This window comes from Companilactobacillus mindensis DSM 14500 (assembly GCF_001434275.1).
Classification (GTDB): Bacteria; Bacillota; Bacilli; order Lactobacillales; family Lactobacillaceae; genus Companilactobacillus; species Companilactobacillus mindensis.
Genome location: NZ_AZEZ01000053.1, coordinates 14,384 through 29,941, shown reverse-complemented (window position 1 = coordinate 29,941; position 15,558 = coordinate 14,384). Strand labels below are relative to the sequence as shown.

Here is a 15,558-nt window from a genome sequence, read left to right as displayed (position 1 = left end):
AACACTATTCAAATTTATATTATTTCAAACGTCAACTTGACAGGTGCCAACGCAAAATTTAGTGGATATAGTCTTTTTTTAACAATAAATTAATATGTAATTATTTAAAATAGTGTTGTCCAGATCAATTGAATGTTCAAAATAATCAAGATAACGGCCACGATCCAAGCAACATATTTGACCCAAGGACGGTTGGCAAATGGTCCCATGAGTTTCTTGTCGCTGGTAAACATAATCAGAGGGATCATGGCAAATGGCAAAGCGATGGACAAGAATACTTGTGAGAAGGTCAAGAGGCCTTCGATTTTAGCTTCGTTGCCGTGGTAGTAAATAGCGAAAATCAAAACTGGCACGATTGAGAACAGACGAGTCAAGAGCCGTTGAGCCCAAAGAGGCATTCTCAAATGAATGAAACCTTCCATGATTAGTTGACCAGCTAAAGTACCAGTAATGGTAGAACTTTGACCAGATGCTAACAAGGCAATGGCAAAGAGCATACTCAAAACTGGACTGGCAATAGCACCAACGATTTTAGAATCACTCAAAGCGTTGAATAGATCAACGAAACGACCGAGTTCACTGTTAGTTCCAAAGAACAAAGCAGCTCCTAAAATCAAGAGCAAACTGTTAACGATGAAAGCTAAAGTCAATTGAATATTGGAATCAGCAATCGTGAAGCGAATCGTCTTCTTTACGGAATCGTGATCATGGATGTCGTATTTACGTGTCTGCGAAATTGACGAACCCAAGTAAAGGTCGTGGGGCATAACGGTAGCACCAACGATACCTAAGGCCATGTAAAGCATAGGTTGGTTCGTAAGAATCTTAGCTCTAGGAACGTAGCCACCAAGAACTCCCATGGCATCAGGTTTAGAAAGAAAGACTTCGTAAGCAAAGACGAAGAGAATAACGGCCACCAGAGTAGCGACGATAGCTTCGATCTTGTGGAAACCTAACTTCATTAAAAATAGCAGAATCAAAACATCAAAAGCAGTAATCGTGATACCGACGATCAGTGGGAAACCAAAGAGCAATTCTAAGGCAATACCAGAACCGATGATCTCGGCCACATCAGTTGCCATGATAGCTAATTCGGTAATGACCCACAGAATAAAGCCACCGACTTTGGAAGTTCGTTCACGCGTTAATTGAGCTAGATCACGGCCGGTCACGATACCAAGTCTCGCTGACATAGCTTGCAGTAGCATCGCAATCAAACTAGATAGTAAAACGACACTCAAAAGAGTGTACTTAAATTGAGCACCACCACCAATTGAAGTGATCCAATTACCGGGGTCCATGTAACCGACAGCAATCAGTGCACCAGGTCCGGTGTAAGCCAAGAGCGTTTTGAAGTAGCCAGCATTGTCTGGGACATCGATCGAACCGTTGATCTCGTCAAGACTTTTTCTTTGAGTACCAGTGTCTTCGACGAAACGGTTCTTGTGCTCTTTGTTGTTATTACGTTTCAAAATGACATAACCTCTTTTCGTAGTTTGACCCTACGTGTGAGGCTCGTGCTTTTAACGGACGACGATTACGGAGACGGGAGCACGTTTAGCTAATCTGGGTCCAATCGCTCCGGTGATTTTGGAGTGCGGAAATTGAGTATCAGCTCCAGTCACGATCAAGTCCGGTTTAAAGTCCGGAATCACACGTTCTAAGATGACGTCATCAACGTCGCCATCTTCGTAGACGAGAGGCTCAACCTTTGTTAAACCATTATCTTCAGCTTGATCCACATATCCTTGGACGATTTTTTTTAGATTGTTACGTTTCTCTTTAAGTTTTGATGGTGTCAATGAATCGAAAATATTGATGTCTTCGTTTTCCATAACAGAAACGATTCCTAATGATGCGTCATAATCATGAGCCAGTGTGATAGCAAATCTAAAGGCCCGTGTGGTTGATTCATGGTCATCTTCATCCACCGTTAATAAGATACGTCGATATACTAGGGGATTTTCTAATTTTTTATCCATAAAATAATTCCTCCTACAAAAAGCATCTAATTATTTATGTGCCACTTATATAATACCTGTGTTAAAAGACAGCACAAGAGGTAAAGAACAGCCTTAACAGACCCTAAAAAAATATTTTAGTAGGGTAAATATTTATGTTTGATCCCCAGAGATGAACAAATTATTGTCAAAAAAATTCAAGCTGTCTAATAAAGATAATGAGATTCAGTTGAAACCTCAAGATAGAATAAATGGAATATTACCAATCGGTAATTGATAACGTTCAACCTAATTATAATTATAATTTTATAAGATGTATCGTTTATTGAAAAAAATATCTAGATATTTATGATTATTTTGTTTAGAGAAGCTAACTTTTAGAAATATTTCGACGATTCAGTAAATAAATCTTTTTTGACACTGCGATGACAATGATCTATATTAGAAAAGTTGATTATATATCAGACTGATATAAATGAGGTGAAATTATGTATGATTTGTTTGTTTTAGGTCAACTGATGGATGAGTCGATGAGCGGATATTTAATGCGTCAAATCTTGCAGCAAATAGTTGGCAGGCAGCGAAAAATCAGCTTTGGGATGATTTATCCCTTGTTCAAACGTCTGAATGAAGCTGGCTATATAACGCTGAAGAAAGAAAAGGATTCGGGACACAAGCAAAAAATTGCAACAATTACAAATTCAGGTCGGGAGCGTTTTTTGGAGTTGATGCAACAGGCGGTGCCCCTTAATCCTAATGTTGAGTTTACGTACAGTGTTAAGTTTCGTAATTTTCATCAAGTAGATCCAAGTGTACAGTCCCAAATCTTGACCGATTATCAAAATTATTTGTTGGATAATCAAAGATTATTGAAACAACAAGGAACAGATTTAGCAAAGACAAAGATTTCTTCGGAAGATCTAGATAATGCTCGATGGGTAATTTCACTTGAACAAGTCAAAACGAAAGCTGCTTTGGATTGGGTCAGTCAAGCACTAAAGAAACGATAAAGAGGGGATTTTTTGAAAGAAACAGAAACATTGTCGAAAAAAACAATTATTTTAATGGCAGTAGTAACGGGTGTTATTGTTGCCAATTTGAATTTTATTCAGCCAATTGAGAATTTGATTGCCAATGATTTTGGCATTTCCAAATCGGTCGTGGGGATGTTGGCAATGATCACACAATTAGGATATGCGTTTGGATTATTGCTGATTGTGCCTTTGGGAGACATTTTTGATCGATATCATCTGATTCAATTCATGATGATCTTGTCCATTGGTTCATTATTATTGGCATTTTGGGCACCAAATGCTGGGGTCTTTGCCATAGCTACAGCTTTGATAGGTATCACTTCGGTGGCGCCCCAAATAATTATTCCTTTTGCAGGCTATTTAGCACCGGTCTTGCAACGTGGAAAAGTATTAGGAATCGTCTTGAGTGGTCTGTTGACAGGTATTTTGTTGTCCAGATCATTCAGTGGATTATTAGGAAGTATCATGCCTTGGCAAGATATATATTTGATTGCCGCGGGCATCGATTTGATTTTCTTGATTATTGGAATTATTTTATTGGATCTGGGGACTCAGTTCAGTCAAGTTTCTAATCAAGCAATCGTGCAATCACTGAATCGGCAACAAAGCAGTCGCAACAACTCGGTTTTTATGTTCAGTTATTTTTTAGGTGGCTCATTCGGAACGCTGTTTGCAACTTGGGCTTGGAGTAAAGCTGGGTGGCTAGGCGTGTGTGGAATTGCCTTGGTCTTCTTGATCATTGCTTTGGCCAATCATTTTATCATCGGCGAACCAAAGAAATTGAATACCGAAACAGATTAATTTATAACAAAAAAAGTTCGAAATGAGTTTTTTAACTCACTTCGAACTTTTTTAATTGATCAATAATTTAATTATTTCTTAGATGAAGATGATGAAACATATCCTGAAAGAACATCCTTCAAGTCGCTGTCTTTAATTGAAACATCGGCTCTCTTCAATACCTTAGAAATTACACCTTGCATAGTTGTTGAATCTTGCATCCATGAAGCGTATAGCTTAGATTTAAGTTCAGCTGTGTGATCGCTCATCTTACCCTTAGCAGGTTTCTTAACAAGCTTGATTACACTGTAGCCGTAACTTGTCTTAACTGGTGTATCTGTGTAGTCGCCAACTTTTGAAAGTTTGTATGCGGCTGTCTTGAAGTCTGTATCAACACTTGTACTGTCGTTGTCGAATGCAGCCATCTTGCCACCCTTGTTCTTTGTGGCTGAATCTGTTGAATATTCTTTAGCTAACTTAGCGAAGTCTTCACCGTTTTGAAGTTTTGTAATAACTTCTTTGGCAGTGGATTCTTTACTTACAAGAATTTGAGCAACTTGAATCTTAGGTTGGTAACTCTTCCATTCTTTCTTAAGATCCTTGTTAGTAACTTTCTTGTTCTTCTTCAAAGCAACTTTTGTAAGAAGGTTAGTACGAATGTTCTTCTTGAATTGGGCAGTTGTCATACCATTTTGTTGAAGAATAGAGCTGAATGATGAACCGTATTGGCTCTTGTATTTGTTGTATTCACTGTTGACTTGTTTTGTGGATACATCTTTACCATATTGGTCTTCAAGAGCTTTAGTGATGATCATTGTTTGAAGTGTTTGTTTACCTTGAGAAGAACTCTTCATTTCCTTGTAGTATTCTTCTTGGGTAATTCTTCCACCCTTGAGTGTAGCAACGGTCTTGTTACCAGAACAACCAGCAACAACTGTTACCATAAATAGACCAGCAATAGCTAAGATCCATTTAGTTAATCGTTTATTCATCTTTACACATCCTTAATTAATATGTCTACAATTGAAAAGACTACCATAAAATAAAGTGAATAGTTTATCATTTTAAGAAAAAATCACAAAAAATTCATAATTGGCACTATATTTAATGGAACTTTTCGAGGTTTGATTTCATCTCTTGAATCGAATCTTGTAAGTCTTCGACATCGGGACGAATACTTTCAGAATAATCAGCGATATCTTTTTGAATACCGGAGAGAACTTCGGGTACGACTGCAGAATTTTTTTGCAGATCACCTAATATATCTTTAAAATCTTTTATATTCTGGAATATCTTGGTATCATTAACACTAGGTATGGCATCTTTTGATTGGAATAGTTGAACGGCAACGCCACTAATTGTTCCAACCATAAATCCAGCAAAAAATTTCATCGTTAGTCCTCCAAGTGTTGTTTGATCTTGTCGGCGCGACTTTGCAATTCTTCATTGCTTGCAAGGCCGGTGTTGTCACCCCAGTGCATTGAAAAGTCGTCGTCTTTTGAATAACGAGGTACTAAGTGAATATGTGAGTGCATAACGCTTTGGTAAGCAATTTCGCCGTTGTTTTGGCAAATATTCATACCAATAATGTCAGGATTTGATTCTTTGATGGCCCGAGCAATCATAGGAACTTTCTTGAAGACGCGTTGTGCCAAATCTTCGTCATATTCAAAAATATCTTTGACGTGTTTCTTGGGAACAACTAAAGTGTGACCGGGCGTCACTTGAGAAATATCAAAGAAAGCCTTGATATCGTCGTCCTCGTATATAGTAGTACTAGGAATTTCGTTGTTAATTATTTTGCAAAAGATGCAATCATCCATGTAAAAATCTCCTTTCAAAAACAGCATTATATTAATTACAATGCTATCATAATAACATTATTAAAAACAGATATAGGTGGTTTAATCCATGACTTTAGAAGTTAAAGAACTGACCGGAGGATACGGTCAAGTATCAGTTTTAAAGAAAGAAACCTTCACAGTTGAAAGTGGTCAAGTAGTCGGATTGATTGGACTGAATGGTGCCGGTAAATCGACGACGATCAAGCATATCATCGGGTTGCTGACTCCTCGTGGTGGTCAAATTTTGATCGATGGGATCAGTCTGCACGACGATGTTGAAAAATATCGCAAGAAGATCGCCTATGTTCCCGAAATGCCGATCCTTTATCCAGAATTGACGTTGAGAGAACACATTGATCTGACTATCATGGCTTACGGCCTTGATCACGATAAGACTTGGGAAAGTGCCAATCAATTATTGAAGACATTCCGTCTAGACAATAAGTTGGATTGGTTCCCACAAAACTTTTCCAAAGGTATGAAACAGAAAGTTATGATCGTTTGTGCCTTCATGACTGATGCGAGTTTGTTCATTATCGATGAGCCGTTCACTGGACTTGATCCCTTGGCAGTCAACGATTTGTTGAATATTGTTGAAAATAAGAAAAAGGCTGGTTGCTCAGTTTTGATGTCAACTCACGTATTAGCAACCGTTCAAGATCACGCCGACAAGTTCGTTTTGATCAATCATGGTCAAGTACGAGCTGACGGAACGCTCGATCAACTCAAGGCCAAATTCAATATGCAACAAGATTCCAATCTTGATGATATTTACATCAAGATGTCAAATGAGGATCTTTAAAAATGGGGCAATTATGGAGTGAACGTTTAAGAAGACATCAACTTAATCAGTTCAAATACCTCAGATTGATCTTCAATGATAATTTCATGTTGGCCTTCATCGTTTTGATCGGTGCTTTGGGATTTTGGTACTCGAACTTGTTGGGTACGATCCATCAGACCTTGACGTTTGGCAAACCGATCGTGATCGTGATTTTATTTTTGGCGGTACAAGTCGGTGGGATAGCAACTTTATTGGAAGAACCCGACAGTACCTTTTTGTTAGTTAAGGAAAAAGAATTTTACAAATATTTCCGTTCGGCTAAAAATTACAGCAGCTTCATGCCAGTTGTAACAGTCGCGATGGTCAACTTTTTATTGTCAGCTTTTGCTTCTCGAGGTGCTGGCTTACGGATCATTGATATTGTGGCGATAGCAGTCGGTCTTATCGTCTACAAATTAGGTTCATTGAATATAAACTTGTTAGAGCTATACGGTCGGGATAAAATTGGCAACTTCAAGATGCGTTTAGTTTCTAATATACTTTTGTTGGTTTCTTTGATCGTAGCGACTTATTTGTTCAGTTGGACGATGCTTATCGTGGCTGTTTTGTATTACTTTTTCTTGAATGCTCGTGTAAAAACATTAGAGACTAGCGGTCAATTACAGTGGAAGTACGCTATCGAAACTGAGAACCAACGGATGTTTCGTATCAAACGATTCTACAATCTCTTTACCGATGTACCAGGCGTCACTAGCAAGATCAGACGTCGCAAGTGGTTGGATTGGCTCTATCAACCAATCAAAAAGAATCCTAAAAACACTTATTTGTATTTGTTTGCACGGGGATTCGTCCGGAACAACGAATATTTAGGATTGTTTTTGCGTTTGACGATCATTCAGGCTATTATGTTAGCTTTGATAGATAATTTCTATATTTCCTTGATAGTTGAAATGCTTTTCATCTATCTAGTTGGTTTCCAACTCAAGCCTTACTTTAAGGAAGTTATGCAAAATTTAATGCAACGACTTTATCCCATTAGAGGCAAGACCAAAATTGCCGACTTTACTAAATTGAGTACGGCTATTTTACTGATTCAATGGGTGATCAGTGCAATAGCCATTCTTTACAAATTTGGTTTCGGTATGAATAGTTTGATCATCATTATTGCTGGATTGGCAGTTTTGATCTTCGTCAACTATTTCTACATGCCAAGACAATTAAAAAAATATCTAGATTAACGGAGTAATATTTATGCGATTAAGAAACAAACCTTGGGCGAAAGATCTGATCAATGAAAATCTTGATCTGATCGCTATTCAACCGGAGAACATGCAAGGTAAATGGCAAACTCGTTTTGCTAAAGAACAACCAATTTTTATTGAAGTTGGTTCAGGAAAGGGCCGTTTCATAACAGAATTGGCTAAGCAAAATCCTCAAAACAACTACATTGCAATGGAAGTCCAAGAGGGCGCAATTGCCTTGATACTAAAAAAACAAGTTGAGTTAAAATTGCCTAACTTGCAGTTGTTGTTAGCTAATGGTAAAGATCTATCAGAATTATTCGCCGAAAACGAAGTATCAGGCATCTACTTGAACTTCTCAGATCCATGGCCAAAGACACGCCACGAAAAGCGTCGTTTGACTTACAAGTCATTCTTGAAAGAATATCAATATATTCTAAAAGATGACGGTTATCTACAATTCAAGACTGACAATCAAGGCTTGTTTGAATTCTCATTGATCAGTATGAATAATTACGGCATGAAGTTTGACGAACTTTCATTGAACTTGCATGAAGATGAAGCACTCAATCAAAATAATATTGAAACTGAATACGAAGAGAAGTTTTCAAAAAAAGGTTTCAGAATAAATTACTTGAAAGCTCATTTCGAAAACTAAATGGTTGTATAAAAAAAGCCATCCAATTTTTGGATGACTTGTGGATTTAAATAATTAGGTATAATCAAAGTTAAAAAGCGTGTCGTTTGATTATTGTACTTTTTTGATGTTTAGTAATTCGCCTGTCAAAGCATCGGCGATGAAGTGATATTGGGCAACATCGAATTCGTCCATGGTAGTAACTCCACCAACGATTCCCCATGTTGAGCGGCCGTTGACGTCAACTCGTTGATAAAATGGTTCGACCCATGAACCGATCACTTTGCTATCTTCGCCTAAAACAGACTTAACTTTGTCAATTATTTTCTCGCTATCTAGATGGTGTTTTACTAAAACTGTAGCCGCTGCACTTGCAGCAAGTACAGTACCAGCAACGATTAATGAACCGATACCTTTTTTACTCATAAAAATCACTCCTTGATTTCGATTTACTGATATATTACCACTATTATATATCATTCGAATACTCAAGAGCACATAATTGACCGTTTAAGAAATAAAAAGTATCTTATTGAAGAGGTGAACAATATGAAAACATTTGAAGATTATGGCGTAAAAGATTGGCACGAAGTAACTAAAGAAGGCAAGCACATCATGTTCTGGCATGCCGACTGGTGCCCAGATTGCAAATTCATCGAACCTAAGCTTCCAGAGTTGGAACAAGAGTACTCAGATTTCAACTGGATCAGCTTTAACCGTGATGATAATATGGAAATTGCTCAAGAATTAGGAATTATGGGCATTCCTAGCTTTATTATTATTGAAAATGGTAAAGAAATTGGTAGACTGGTAAATAAAGATCGAAAAACTAAAGAAGAAGTTGAGACCTTTATTAACAGTGTAGTTAACAAATAAAATAATTAATCGAGTGAGGGGAAAAACTTGCTATTAAGCTTTTATAATCCAGAAACTTTAGGGGATGTTTTGTTAGTCGAGACACAAGAAGATGTCAAAGCCCAAAACACTACTAAAAAAGATAACGTAGTACGTATTTTTAACGAAGAAACTAATGAAGCAATTGGTTTCAATTTCTTTGGACTTGGTGAAGAACTAGGTATCCAAAGTGACTCTGGTCAAGTATTTCTTGACGATAAGCAAGTAGACATTTTAAATAATGCGATTGCAAAAGCAGGTTTTTCTGATAAATTAGAGAGTGACCAAAGTCCAAAGTTCGTTGTTGGACACGTCGATGAGATCAAAGCGCATCCTGATTCAGACCATTTGCACATCACTCAAACAGACGTTGGATTGGATAAACCAGTTCAAATCGTTTGTGGTGCTCCAAATATTGATGAGGGACAATTGGTTGTTGTAGCATTGCCAGGAGCGGTTATGCCAACAGGAACTGAAATTTGGCCTGGTGCTTTGCGTGGAGTGGACAGTTACGGAATGATCTGTTCTGCTAGGGAGTTGGGTATTCCCAATGCTCCACAAAAACGTGGTATCTTAGTACTTGATAAAGGTGCAGCTGGCCAAGCGTTTGATTTCAAAGCTGCAGAGAAAATGTTCGATTAGGAGTTATTATGGAGAAAAAAGTCTATCATTTTGTGGGAATTAAAGGAACAGGAATGAGTGCTCTAGCACTTATCCTGAAGGATCAAGGCTACGAAGTTCAAGGTTCAGATATTGACAAGTACACATTTACTCAACGTGGTCTTGAACAAGCTGGCATCAAAATTTTACCTTTCGATGAAAACAACATTCACGAAGGTTTGACTATCGTTAAAGGAAACGCTTTTAACGATGACCAAGTAGAAATTAAAAAAGCACATGATATACATTTACCAATAATTACATATCCTGAATTAGTTGGTAAGTTGGTTTCACAATATACGTCGATCGGAATTGCTGGTTCACACGGTAAGACAAGTACAACTGGTTTGTTAGCACATACTTTAAGCGGTATCGCTAAGACATCTTACTTGATCGGTGATGGTACTGGTAAAGGAATCAAAGATGCCAAGTTCTTTGTCTTTGAAGCCGATGAATATCGTCGTCACTTCTTAGCTTATTCACCAGATTACTTGATCATTACTAATATTGATTTTGATCACCCTGACTACTTCTTCGGTGGTATCAACGATGTTGTCGATGCCTTCGAATCAGAAGCTAGAAAGACTAAGAAGGGTATCTTTATCTGGGGTGAAGACAAACACGCTAAGTCGATCAAAGCCGATGCCCCAATCTACACTTATGGTTTGAACGAATCAGATTATATCCGTGCAACTAACATCAAACGTACAACTAAGGGTTCATCATTCGATGTTTCTATCAATGGTGAAGATATTGGTAACTTCCAAGTGCCACTATTCGGTGAACACAATGTCTTGAACTCATTGGCTGTAATCGGTGTAGGTCACATGGAAAAACTTGATCACGCCTTGATCAACCGTGAATTACAAACTTTCTCTGGCGTTAAGAGACGTTTCAGTGAAAAGAAAGTTGCTGACCAAGTTATCATTGATGACTATGCTCACCATCCACAAGAAATCAAAGCAACTATTGATGCTGCTAGACAAAAATATCCTGACAAGAAGATCGTGGCTGTCTTCCAACCACACACTTACACAAGAACTTTAGCCTTGATGGATGACTTTGCTAAATCACTTGATTTGGCAGATGAAGTTTACTTGACTAATATCTTCGGCTCAATTCGTGAAGCCCACGGAGATATCACAAGTAAAGACCTTGGCGACAAGATCCACAAGGGTGGAAGTGTCCTAACACTTGATGACTTATCACCACTATTGGATTATCACAACACAGTGATGATCTTCATGGGTGCCGGAGATGTTCAGAAGTATGAAACAGCTTATGAACAACTACTAAGTACCTTGAATCCTAATCAACAATAAAAAAATTAAATAAAGTGTCCTAAAATCGTTAGTTGTTTTCTAACTATTTTGGGGCATTTTTTAATGGTTGAATTACTTTCAGAATTCAGGGAACATAACCTTTAATCAGAAAATAAAACCTAGAAATATTTTTTTAAAATAACTATAATAAGCAGTAATAACAAAAGGCTATGACAGAGCGTACTGTCGTGGCCTTTTTCTGTGCAATTTATAGAATTGAGGTAGTATTTTGGAAAATTCAGTATCCAATCGAGTTAAATTATCGATATTAGCAGTCGGTTTATTATCTTTTACTGGTATTTTGATCGAAACGTCAATGAACGTGACTTTTCCAACCTTAGTCAAAACGCTGCATGTCAGTTTGGGGACTGTCCAATGGCTTACGACGGGTTATTTGTTGCTTACGACGATTGTTATGAGTACAACGGCTTATGTTTTGAAGAAATTTGATCCGTTGAAAATTTTTATTTTTGCCACGGTCTGTTGTTTAGTAGGGTCATTGATCTGCTTATGTGCTCCAAATTTCTTAATCCTCTTAGGTGGACGGTTGTTGCAGGCGGTCTCGACTGGTTTGTAGACGCCGTTGATGTTTAGCTTGATCTTTGAAGAGATACCGTCATCTAAGTTGGGAATCTACACTGGTTTGGCAGGGATAATTATCTCTTTGGCACCAGCTTTAGGACCAACGTATGGGGGAGTCGTCAATCGATTTTGGAGTTGGCGTGAGATCTTTGTTGGCGTAATACCTCTGATCATTCTCCTGTTTGTCATCGGTATCTTTACGATTCACGGTAAAGCTAGGGGAACCAAGGGGATATCGTTTGATTATTTCAGTGTGCTTGGTTTAGCAATTATTTTCTCAGCAATTTTATTTACATTCGATCAAGCAGGTCGTTTTGGTTGGACTTCAAGTAATTTTTTGCTTTGGACTCTCGGCTCTGTCGCCATTGTCATATTGTTTGCTTGGTACAACCGACACAGTAGCCGGCAACTGATCGACTTTTCGATTTTAAAATTGCCAGTTTTAAGATTGCGTTTGTTCGGTTATTTTAGTTTGCAATTTATCAATATTGGTTTGTCATTTGTCTTGCCAATTTTTGCCCAGACTGTTTTGCATTTGGATTCAGCTCAGGCTGGTTTGATGTTGCTACCGGGGTCATTGTTGGGGGCAGCAGTGGGTCCACTTGCTGGTTTGATCTATGATAAAAGAGGTGCCTTGATTCCACTGTTGATCAGTGGAATCCTGTTGGTTTTAGGTACAGGTGTATTTTGGTTCAAGAGCGAGGATTTAACGCTGTTTGGTATCACTTGGATCTACGTTTTGGTTCGAATCGGCTTCAGTATGGGCTTTGCGGTTTACTTATCAGATGGCAGTACCCAAGTCAAAGGTCCTAATAAATCCGATCAGAATTCACTTTTCAGTATGATGCAACAATACGCTGGTTCCTTAGGAACGAATGTCTTGTCAGTCGTTATTTCGGCTGTGGCTTTGACGAGTACTAAGAGTGAAGTGTGGAATACGATACTGGGTGCCAAGATCGACTTTGCAATTTTGACGATTTTGTCGCTATTGGTACTTATTTCGGTGATTTACGTTTATAATCGTTATGAGAAGAAATTAAATTAACCAGAAGTCTTGATTCAGTGCGAATCGGGGCTTTTTTCATGTTTAGCAAACTGTTACAAAGGGTATTGATTTGTTAAAATAGTATTAGTTAATTTCAGTTTAATTGGAGGATATATGTCAGAAAAGAAAAAGTTACTTTTAATTGATGGAAATAGTGTTTCCTTCAGAGCATTCTTTGCCATGCACAATGTTTTAGACAAGTTTGTCAACGGCGAAGGAATCCATACGAATGCTCTGTACGCCTTCAATAATATGTTGGAAATAATTCTAAAAGACGAAAAGCCAACGCATGCTTTAGTGGCCTTTGATGCAGGTAAGACTACTTTTAGAACCGAGATGTTCAAGGAGTACAAAGGAACGCGGGCTAAAACTCCACCAGAATTGATGGAGCAGTTGCCATTGATCCAAGAGATGTTAAATTACCGCGGTATCAAGACTTATGAGTTACCAAACTACGAGGCCGACGATATTATTGGAACTATGTCGCGCAAGGGTGAAGCAGACGGCATGGATGTAACGATCATCACCGGAGATCGTGATTTGACTCAGTTAACGACCGATAAGGTGACTGTCAAAGTTAATGTCAAAGGTGTTACAGAAACTGAGAGCTATACACCAGCACACGTGCAAGAAAAACTCGGCATCAGCGTCAAACAGATCGTTGATATGAAGGGATTGATGGGGGATACGTCCGATCACTACCCTGGAGTTGAAAAAGTCGGTGAAAAGACTGCTATTAAGCTCTTGAACGAATATGGCAGTATGGAAGGCATCTATGAGAATGTCGATGCAATGAAGAAGAGCAAACTCAAAGAACATTTGATCAACGATAAGGATCAAGCCTTTTTGAGTAAAACTTTGGCTACGATCAACAAGGATGCACCAGTTGAATTGAATTTGAGCGATTTGGAATACCGTGGCGACAATCAAGAACAGTTGATCCAGTTTTATCAAAAGATGAATTTTACTTCATTTTTGGATCGTATGGATGTCAAAACAGAAGATACAGCTGAAGATTTGGCTGATATTAAAGTTTTGGATCTTAATGACCAAGCAATTTCTGAGCTCACTCAAATCGATAAACCATTGACTTTGATCGTTGAAGGGTTCGGCGAGAATTATCACACTGCACCGATCATTGGATTATTGTTGACGGATGGTCAAAAGTATTATGGAACGACTGATATTTCGATACTTGAGAATGAAAAGTTAAAAAATTGGCTAGCTGATCCAAAAAAGGAAAAGTATCTCTTTGACAACAAGCGAACGATAGCACTGTTGCATCGTTACGGCTGCACTTTGGCAGGTGTAAGCTTTGATATGCTATTGGTAGCTTATTTACTTGATACTAACGACAACAAACAAGATATCGGGTTAGTCGCTAAGAATTACAATGTCAGTTTGCCAAGCGAAGAGGAATTCTATGGCAAAGGCGTTAAAAAGGCCGTGCCTGAAGATGAAACTGTACTGTTGAAATACTTGGCCCAACAAGCTCAAGTCATCGATACGCTTAAAGATAAAATGATGTCTGAATTAAAAGCTAACGATCAAGATAGTCTCTATGATGAAATTGAATTGCCACTGTCAAATGTTTTGGCAGAGATGGAGATCAAAGGTATTACGGTTGAAGTTTCTAAGTTGAAAGAAATGGAGAATACTTTTGCCGTTCGTTTGGCCGAAATTGAGAAGAAGATTTACGAACAAGCGGGTAAAGAATTCAATATCAATTCACCTAAGCAATTAGGCGTCGTCTTGTTTGAAGATTTGAAGTTGCCAGTCATCAAAAAGACTAAAACAGGTTATTCAACATCAGTCGATGTCTTGGAAAAACTTAAAGATAAGTCGCCAGTAGTTCAAATGGTCTTGGAATATCGTCAAATATCGAAGATCCAATCAACTTATGTCGTTGGCTTGCAAAAGTTCGTCCAACCAGATAACAAGATCCACACGATCTACTTGCAAACTCTAACTCAAACTGGACGTTTGTCATCGATCGAACCTAATTTGCAAAATATCCCGATCAGAATTGATGAAGGAAAACAGATCAGAAAGGCCTTTGTGCCTCAACATGAAGACTGGGAGATCTTTTCAGCCGATTATTCACAAGTGGAGTTGCGTGTCCTAGCCCACATCTCAGGCGATGAACATATGCAAGAAGCCTTCAACGAAGATTATGATATTCACGCTCATACGGCTATGCGGATCTTTGGCTTAAACAGTACTGACGAAGTTACGCCCAACATGCGTCGTCAAGCTAAGGCCACGAACTTTGGTATCGTTTACGGCATCAGTGACTATGGATTGTCGCAAAATATCGGTATTACTAGAAAACAGGCGGCAGCCTTTATTGAGTCGTATTTTGAACAATATCCGGGCGTTAAAAAATACATGGATGATATCGTTAAATATGCCCGTGAAAATGGCTATGTTGAAACAATCATGCACCGTCGTCGCTATTTGCCTGATATTCACTCAAGCAACTTCAACGTCAGAAACTTTGCGCAACGTACAGCGATGAATACGCCGATCCAAGGTAGTGCTGCTGATATTATCAAAGTGGCCATGATCAACATGCAAAAGATGCTGGTCAAAGAGAATTTGCAAGCTAATTTGTTGTTGCAAGTACATGATGAAATGATTTTTGAAGCACCAAAATCTGAAATTGAAACTCTAGAAAAATTAGTACCGAGCGTGATGGATTCTGCAGTTAAACTCGATGTTCCTTTGAAGGTTGAGACAGCTCACGGAAAAACTTGGTACGAAGCTAAGTAGGT

Annotated in this window: 15 protein-coding genes and 1 pseudogene; 10 read left to right on the top strand and 6 right to left on the bottom strand. The window is 38.3% G+C overall.

All coding sequences use genetic code 11. From position 1 onward, the window contains the following. Nucleotides 1–104 precede the first annotated feature (104 nt). Together FD29_RS05215 and FD29_RS05210 are read right to left on the bottom strand one after the other, a co-directional pair. Nucleotides 105–1,472, bottom strand: coding sequence for an Nramp family divalent metal transporter (locus tag FD29_RS05215; protein ID WP_057887899.1), 1,368 nt, complete (start codon nucleotides 1,470–1,472; stop codon nucleotides 105–107). Nucleotides 1,473–1,523: 51 nt separating this feature from the next. Next, complete coding sequence (locus FD29_RS05210; RefSeq protein ID WP_057887898.1) at nucleotides 1,524–1,982, bottom strand: universal stress protein; 459 nt, start codon at nucleotides 1,980–1,982, stop codon at nucleotides 1,524–1,526. A 467-nt stretch (nucleotides 1,983–2,449) separates the two neighbouring features. Between FD29_RS05210 and FD29_RS05205 the strand changes: the two genes are divergently transcribed. Beyond that, entirely contained in the window at nucleotides 2,450–2,971 is a 522-nt protein-coding gene (locus FD29_RS05205) for a PadR family transcriptional regulator (RefSeq protein WP_057887897.1), read from the top strand. Between the two features lie 12 nt (nucleotides 2,972–2,983). Further along, entirely contained in the window at nucleotides 2,984–3,796 is an 813-nt protein-coding gene (locus tag FD29_RS05200; RefSeq protein ID WP_169787455.1) for an MFS transporter, read from the top strand. Between the two features lie 71 nt (nucleotides 3,797–3,867). Here the strand turns inward: FD29_RS05200 and FD29_RS05195 are convergent, their stop codons facing one another. The 3 genes from FD29_RS05195 to FD29_RS05185 form a co-directional block, all read right to left on the bottom strand. Then, on the bottom strand, nucleotides 3,868–4,767 hold the full coding sequence (locus FD29_RS05195) for a peptidylprolyl isomerase PrsA (protein ID WP_057887896.1): 900 nt from the start codon (nucleotides 4,765–4,767) through the stop codon (nucleotides 3,868–3,870). 112 nt (nucleotides 4,768–4,879) lie between these two features. Beyond that, nucleotides 4,880–5,167 carry a hypothetical protein gene (locus FD29_RS05190; protein WP_057887895.1) on the bottom strand — a complete coding sequence of 96 codons (288 nt, stop codon included), beginning with the start codon at nucleotides 5,165–5,167 and terminating at the stop codon, nucleotides 4,880–4,882. 2 nt (nucleotides 5,168–5,169) lie between these two features. Beyond that, nucleotides 5,170–5,598 carry an HIT family protein gene (locus FD29_RS05185; protein ID WP_057887894.1) on the bottom strand — a complete coding sequence of 143 codons (429 nt, stop codon included), beginning with the start codon at nucleotides 5,596–5,598 and terminating at the stop codon, nucleotides 5,170–5,172. Between the two features lie 88 nt (nucleotides 5,599–5,686). Here FD29_RS05185 and FD29_RS05180 point away from each other — a divergent pair, with 88 nt between their 5' ends. From FD29_RS05180 to trmB, 3 genes are read left to right on the top strand one after another with little or no spacing between them, the layout of a single operon-like run. Beyond that, the gene (locus FD29_RS05180) at nucleotides 5,687–6,421 is read left to right on the top strand and encodes an ABC transporter ATP-binding protein (RefSeq protein WP_057887893.1); all 735 of its coding nucleotides are present in this window, start codon (nucleotides 5,687–5,689) and stop codon (nucleotides 6,419–6,421) included. Nucleotides 6,422–6,423: 2 nt separating this feature from the next. Then, entirely contained in the window at nucleotides 6,424–7,641 is a 1,218-nt protein-coding gene (locus FD29_RS05175) for an ABC transporter permease (RefSeq protein ID WP_057887892.1), read from the top strand. 13 nt (nucleotides 7,642–7,654) lie between these two features. Beyond that, entirely contained in the window at nucleotides 7,655–8,302 is a 648-nt protein-coding gene (gene trmB / locus FD29_RS05170) for a tRNA (guanosine(46)-N7)-methyltransferase TrmB (protein ID WP_057887891.1), read from the top strand. A gap of 90 nt (nucleotides 8,303–8,392) precedes the next feature. On the opposite strand, the gene FD29_RS05165 is transcribed toward trmB, so the two are convergent. Beyond that, nucleotides 8,393–8,707: a hypothetical protein gene (locus tag FD29_RS05165; protein WP_057887890.1), complete on the bottom strand. Its 315-nt coding sequence runs from the start codon at nucleotides 8,705–8,707 to the stop codon at nucleotides 8,393–8,395. A 105-nt stretch (nucleotides 8,708–8,812) separates the two neighbouring features. On the opposite strand from FD29_RS05165, the gene FD29_RS05160 reads away from it, so the two are divergent. From FD29_RS05160 to polA, 5 genes and pseudogenes are all read left to right on the top strand, one after another. After that, nucleotides 8,813–9,157, top strand: coding sequence for a thioredoxin family protein (locus FD29_RS05160; RefSeq protein WP_371862711.1), 345 nt, complete (start codon nucleotides 8,813–8,815; stop codon nucleotides 9,155–9,157). Between the two features lie 27 nt (nucleotides 9,158–9,184). Next, complete coding sequence (gene ytpR / locus FD29_RS05155) at nucleotides 9,185–9,817, top strand: YtpR family tRNA-binding protein (protein ID WP_057887888.1); 633 nt, start codon at nucleotides 9,185–9,187, stop codon at nucleotides 9,815–9,817. An 8-nt stretch (nucleotides 9,818–9,825) separates the two neighbouring features. Then, nucleotides 9,826–11,157 carry a UDP-N-acetylmuramate--L-alanine ligase gene (gene murC / locus FD29_RS05150; RefSeq protein ID WP_057887887.1) on the top strand — a complete coding sequence of 444 codons (1,332 nt, stop codon included), beginning with the start codon at nucleotides 9,826–9,828 and terminating at the stop codon, nucleotides 11,155–11,157. 229 nt (nucleotides 11,158–11,386) lie between these two features. Further along, nucleotides 11,387–12,784: pseudogene (locus tag FD29_RS05145) on the top strand (MFS transporter). A 114-nt stretch (nucleotides 12,785–12,898) separates the two neighbouring features. Beyond that, nucleotides 12,899–15,556 carry a DNA polymerase I gene (gene polA / locus FD29_RS05140; protein WP_057887886.1) on the top strand — a complete coding sequence of 886 codons (2,658 nt, stop codon included), beginning with the start codon at nucleotides 12,899–12,901 and terminating at the stop codon, nucleotides 15,554–15,556. Nucleotides 15,557–15,558 lie beyond the last annotated feature (2 nt).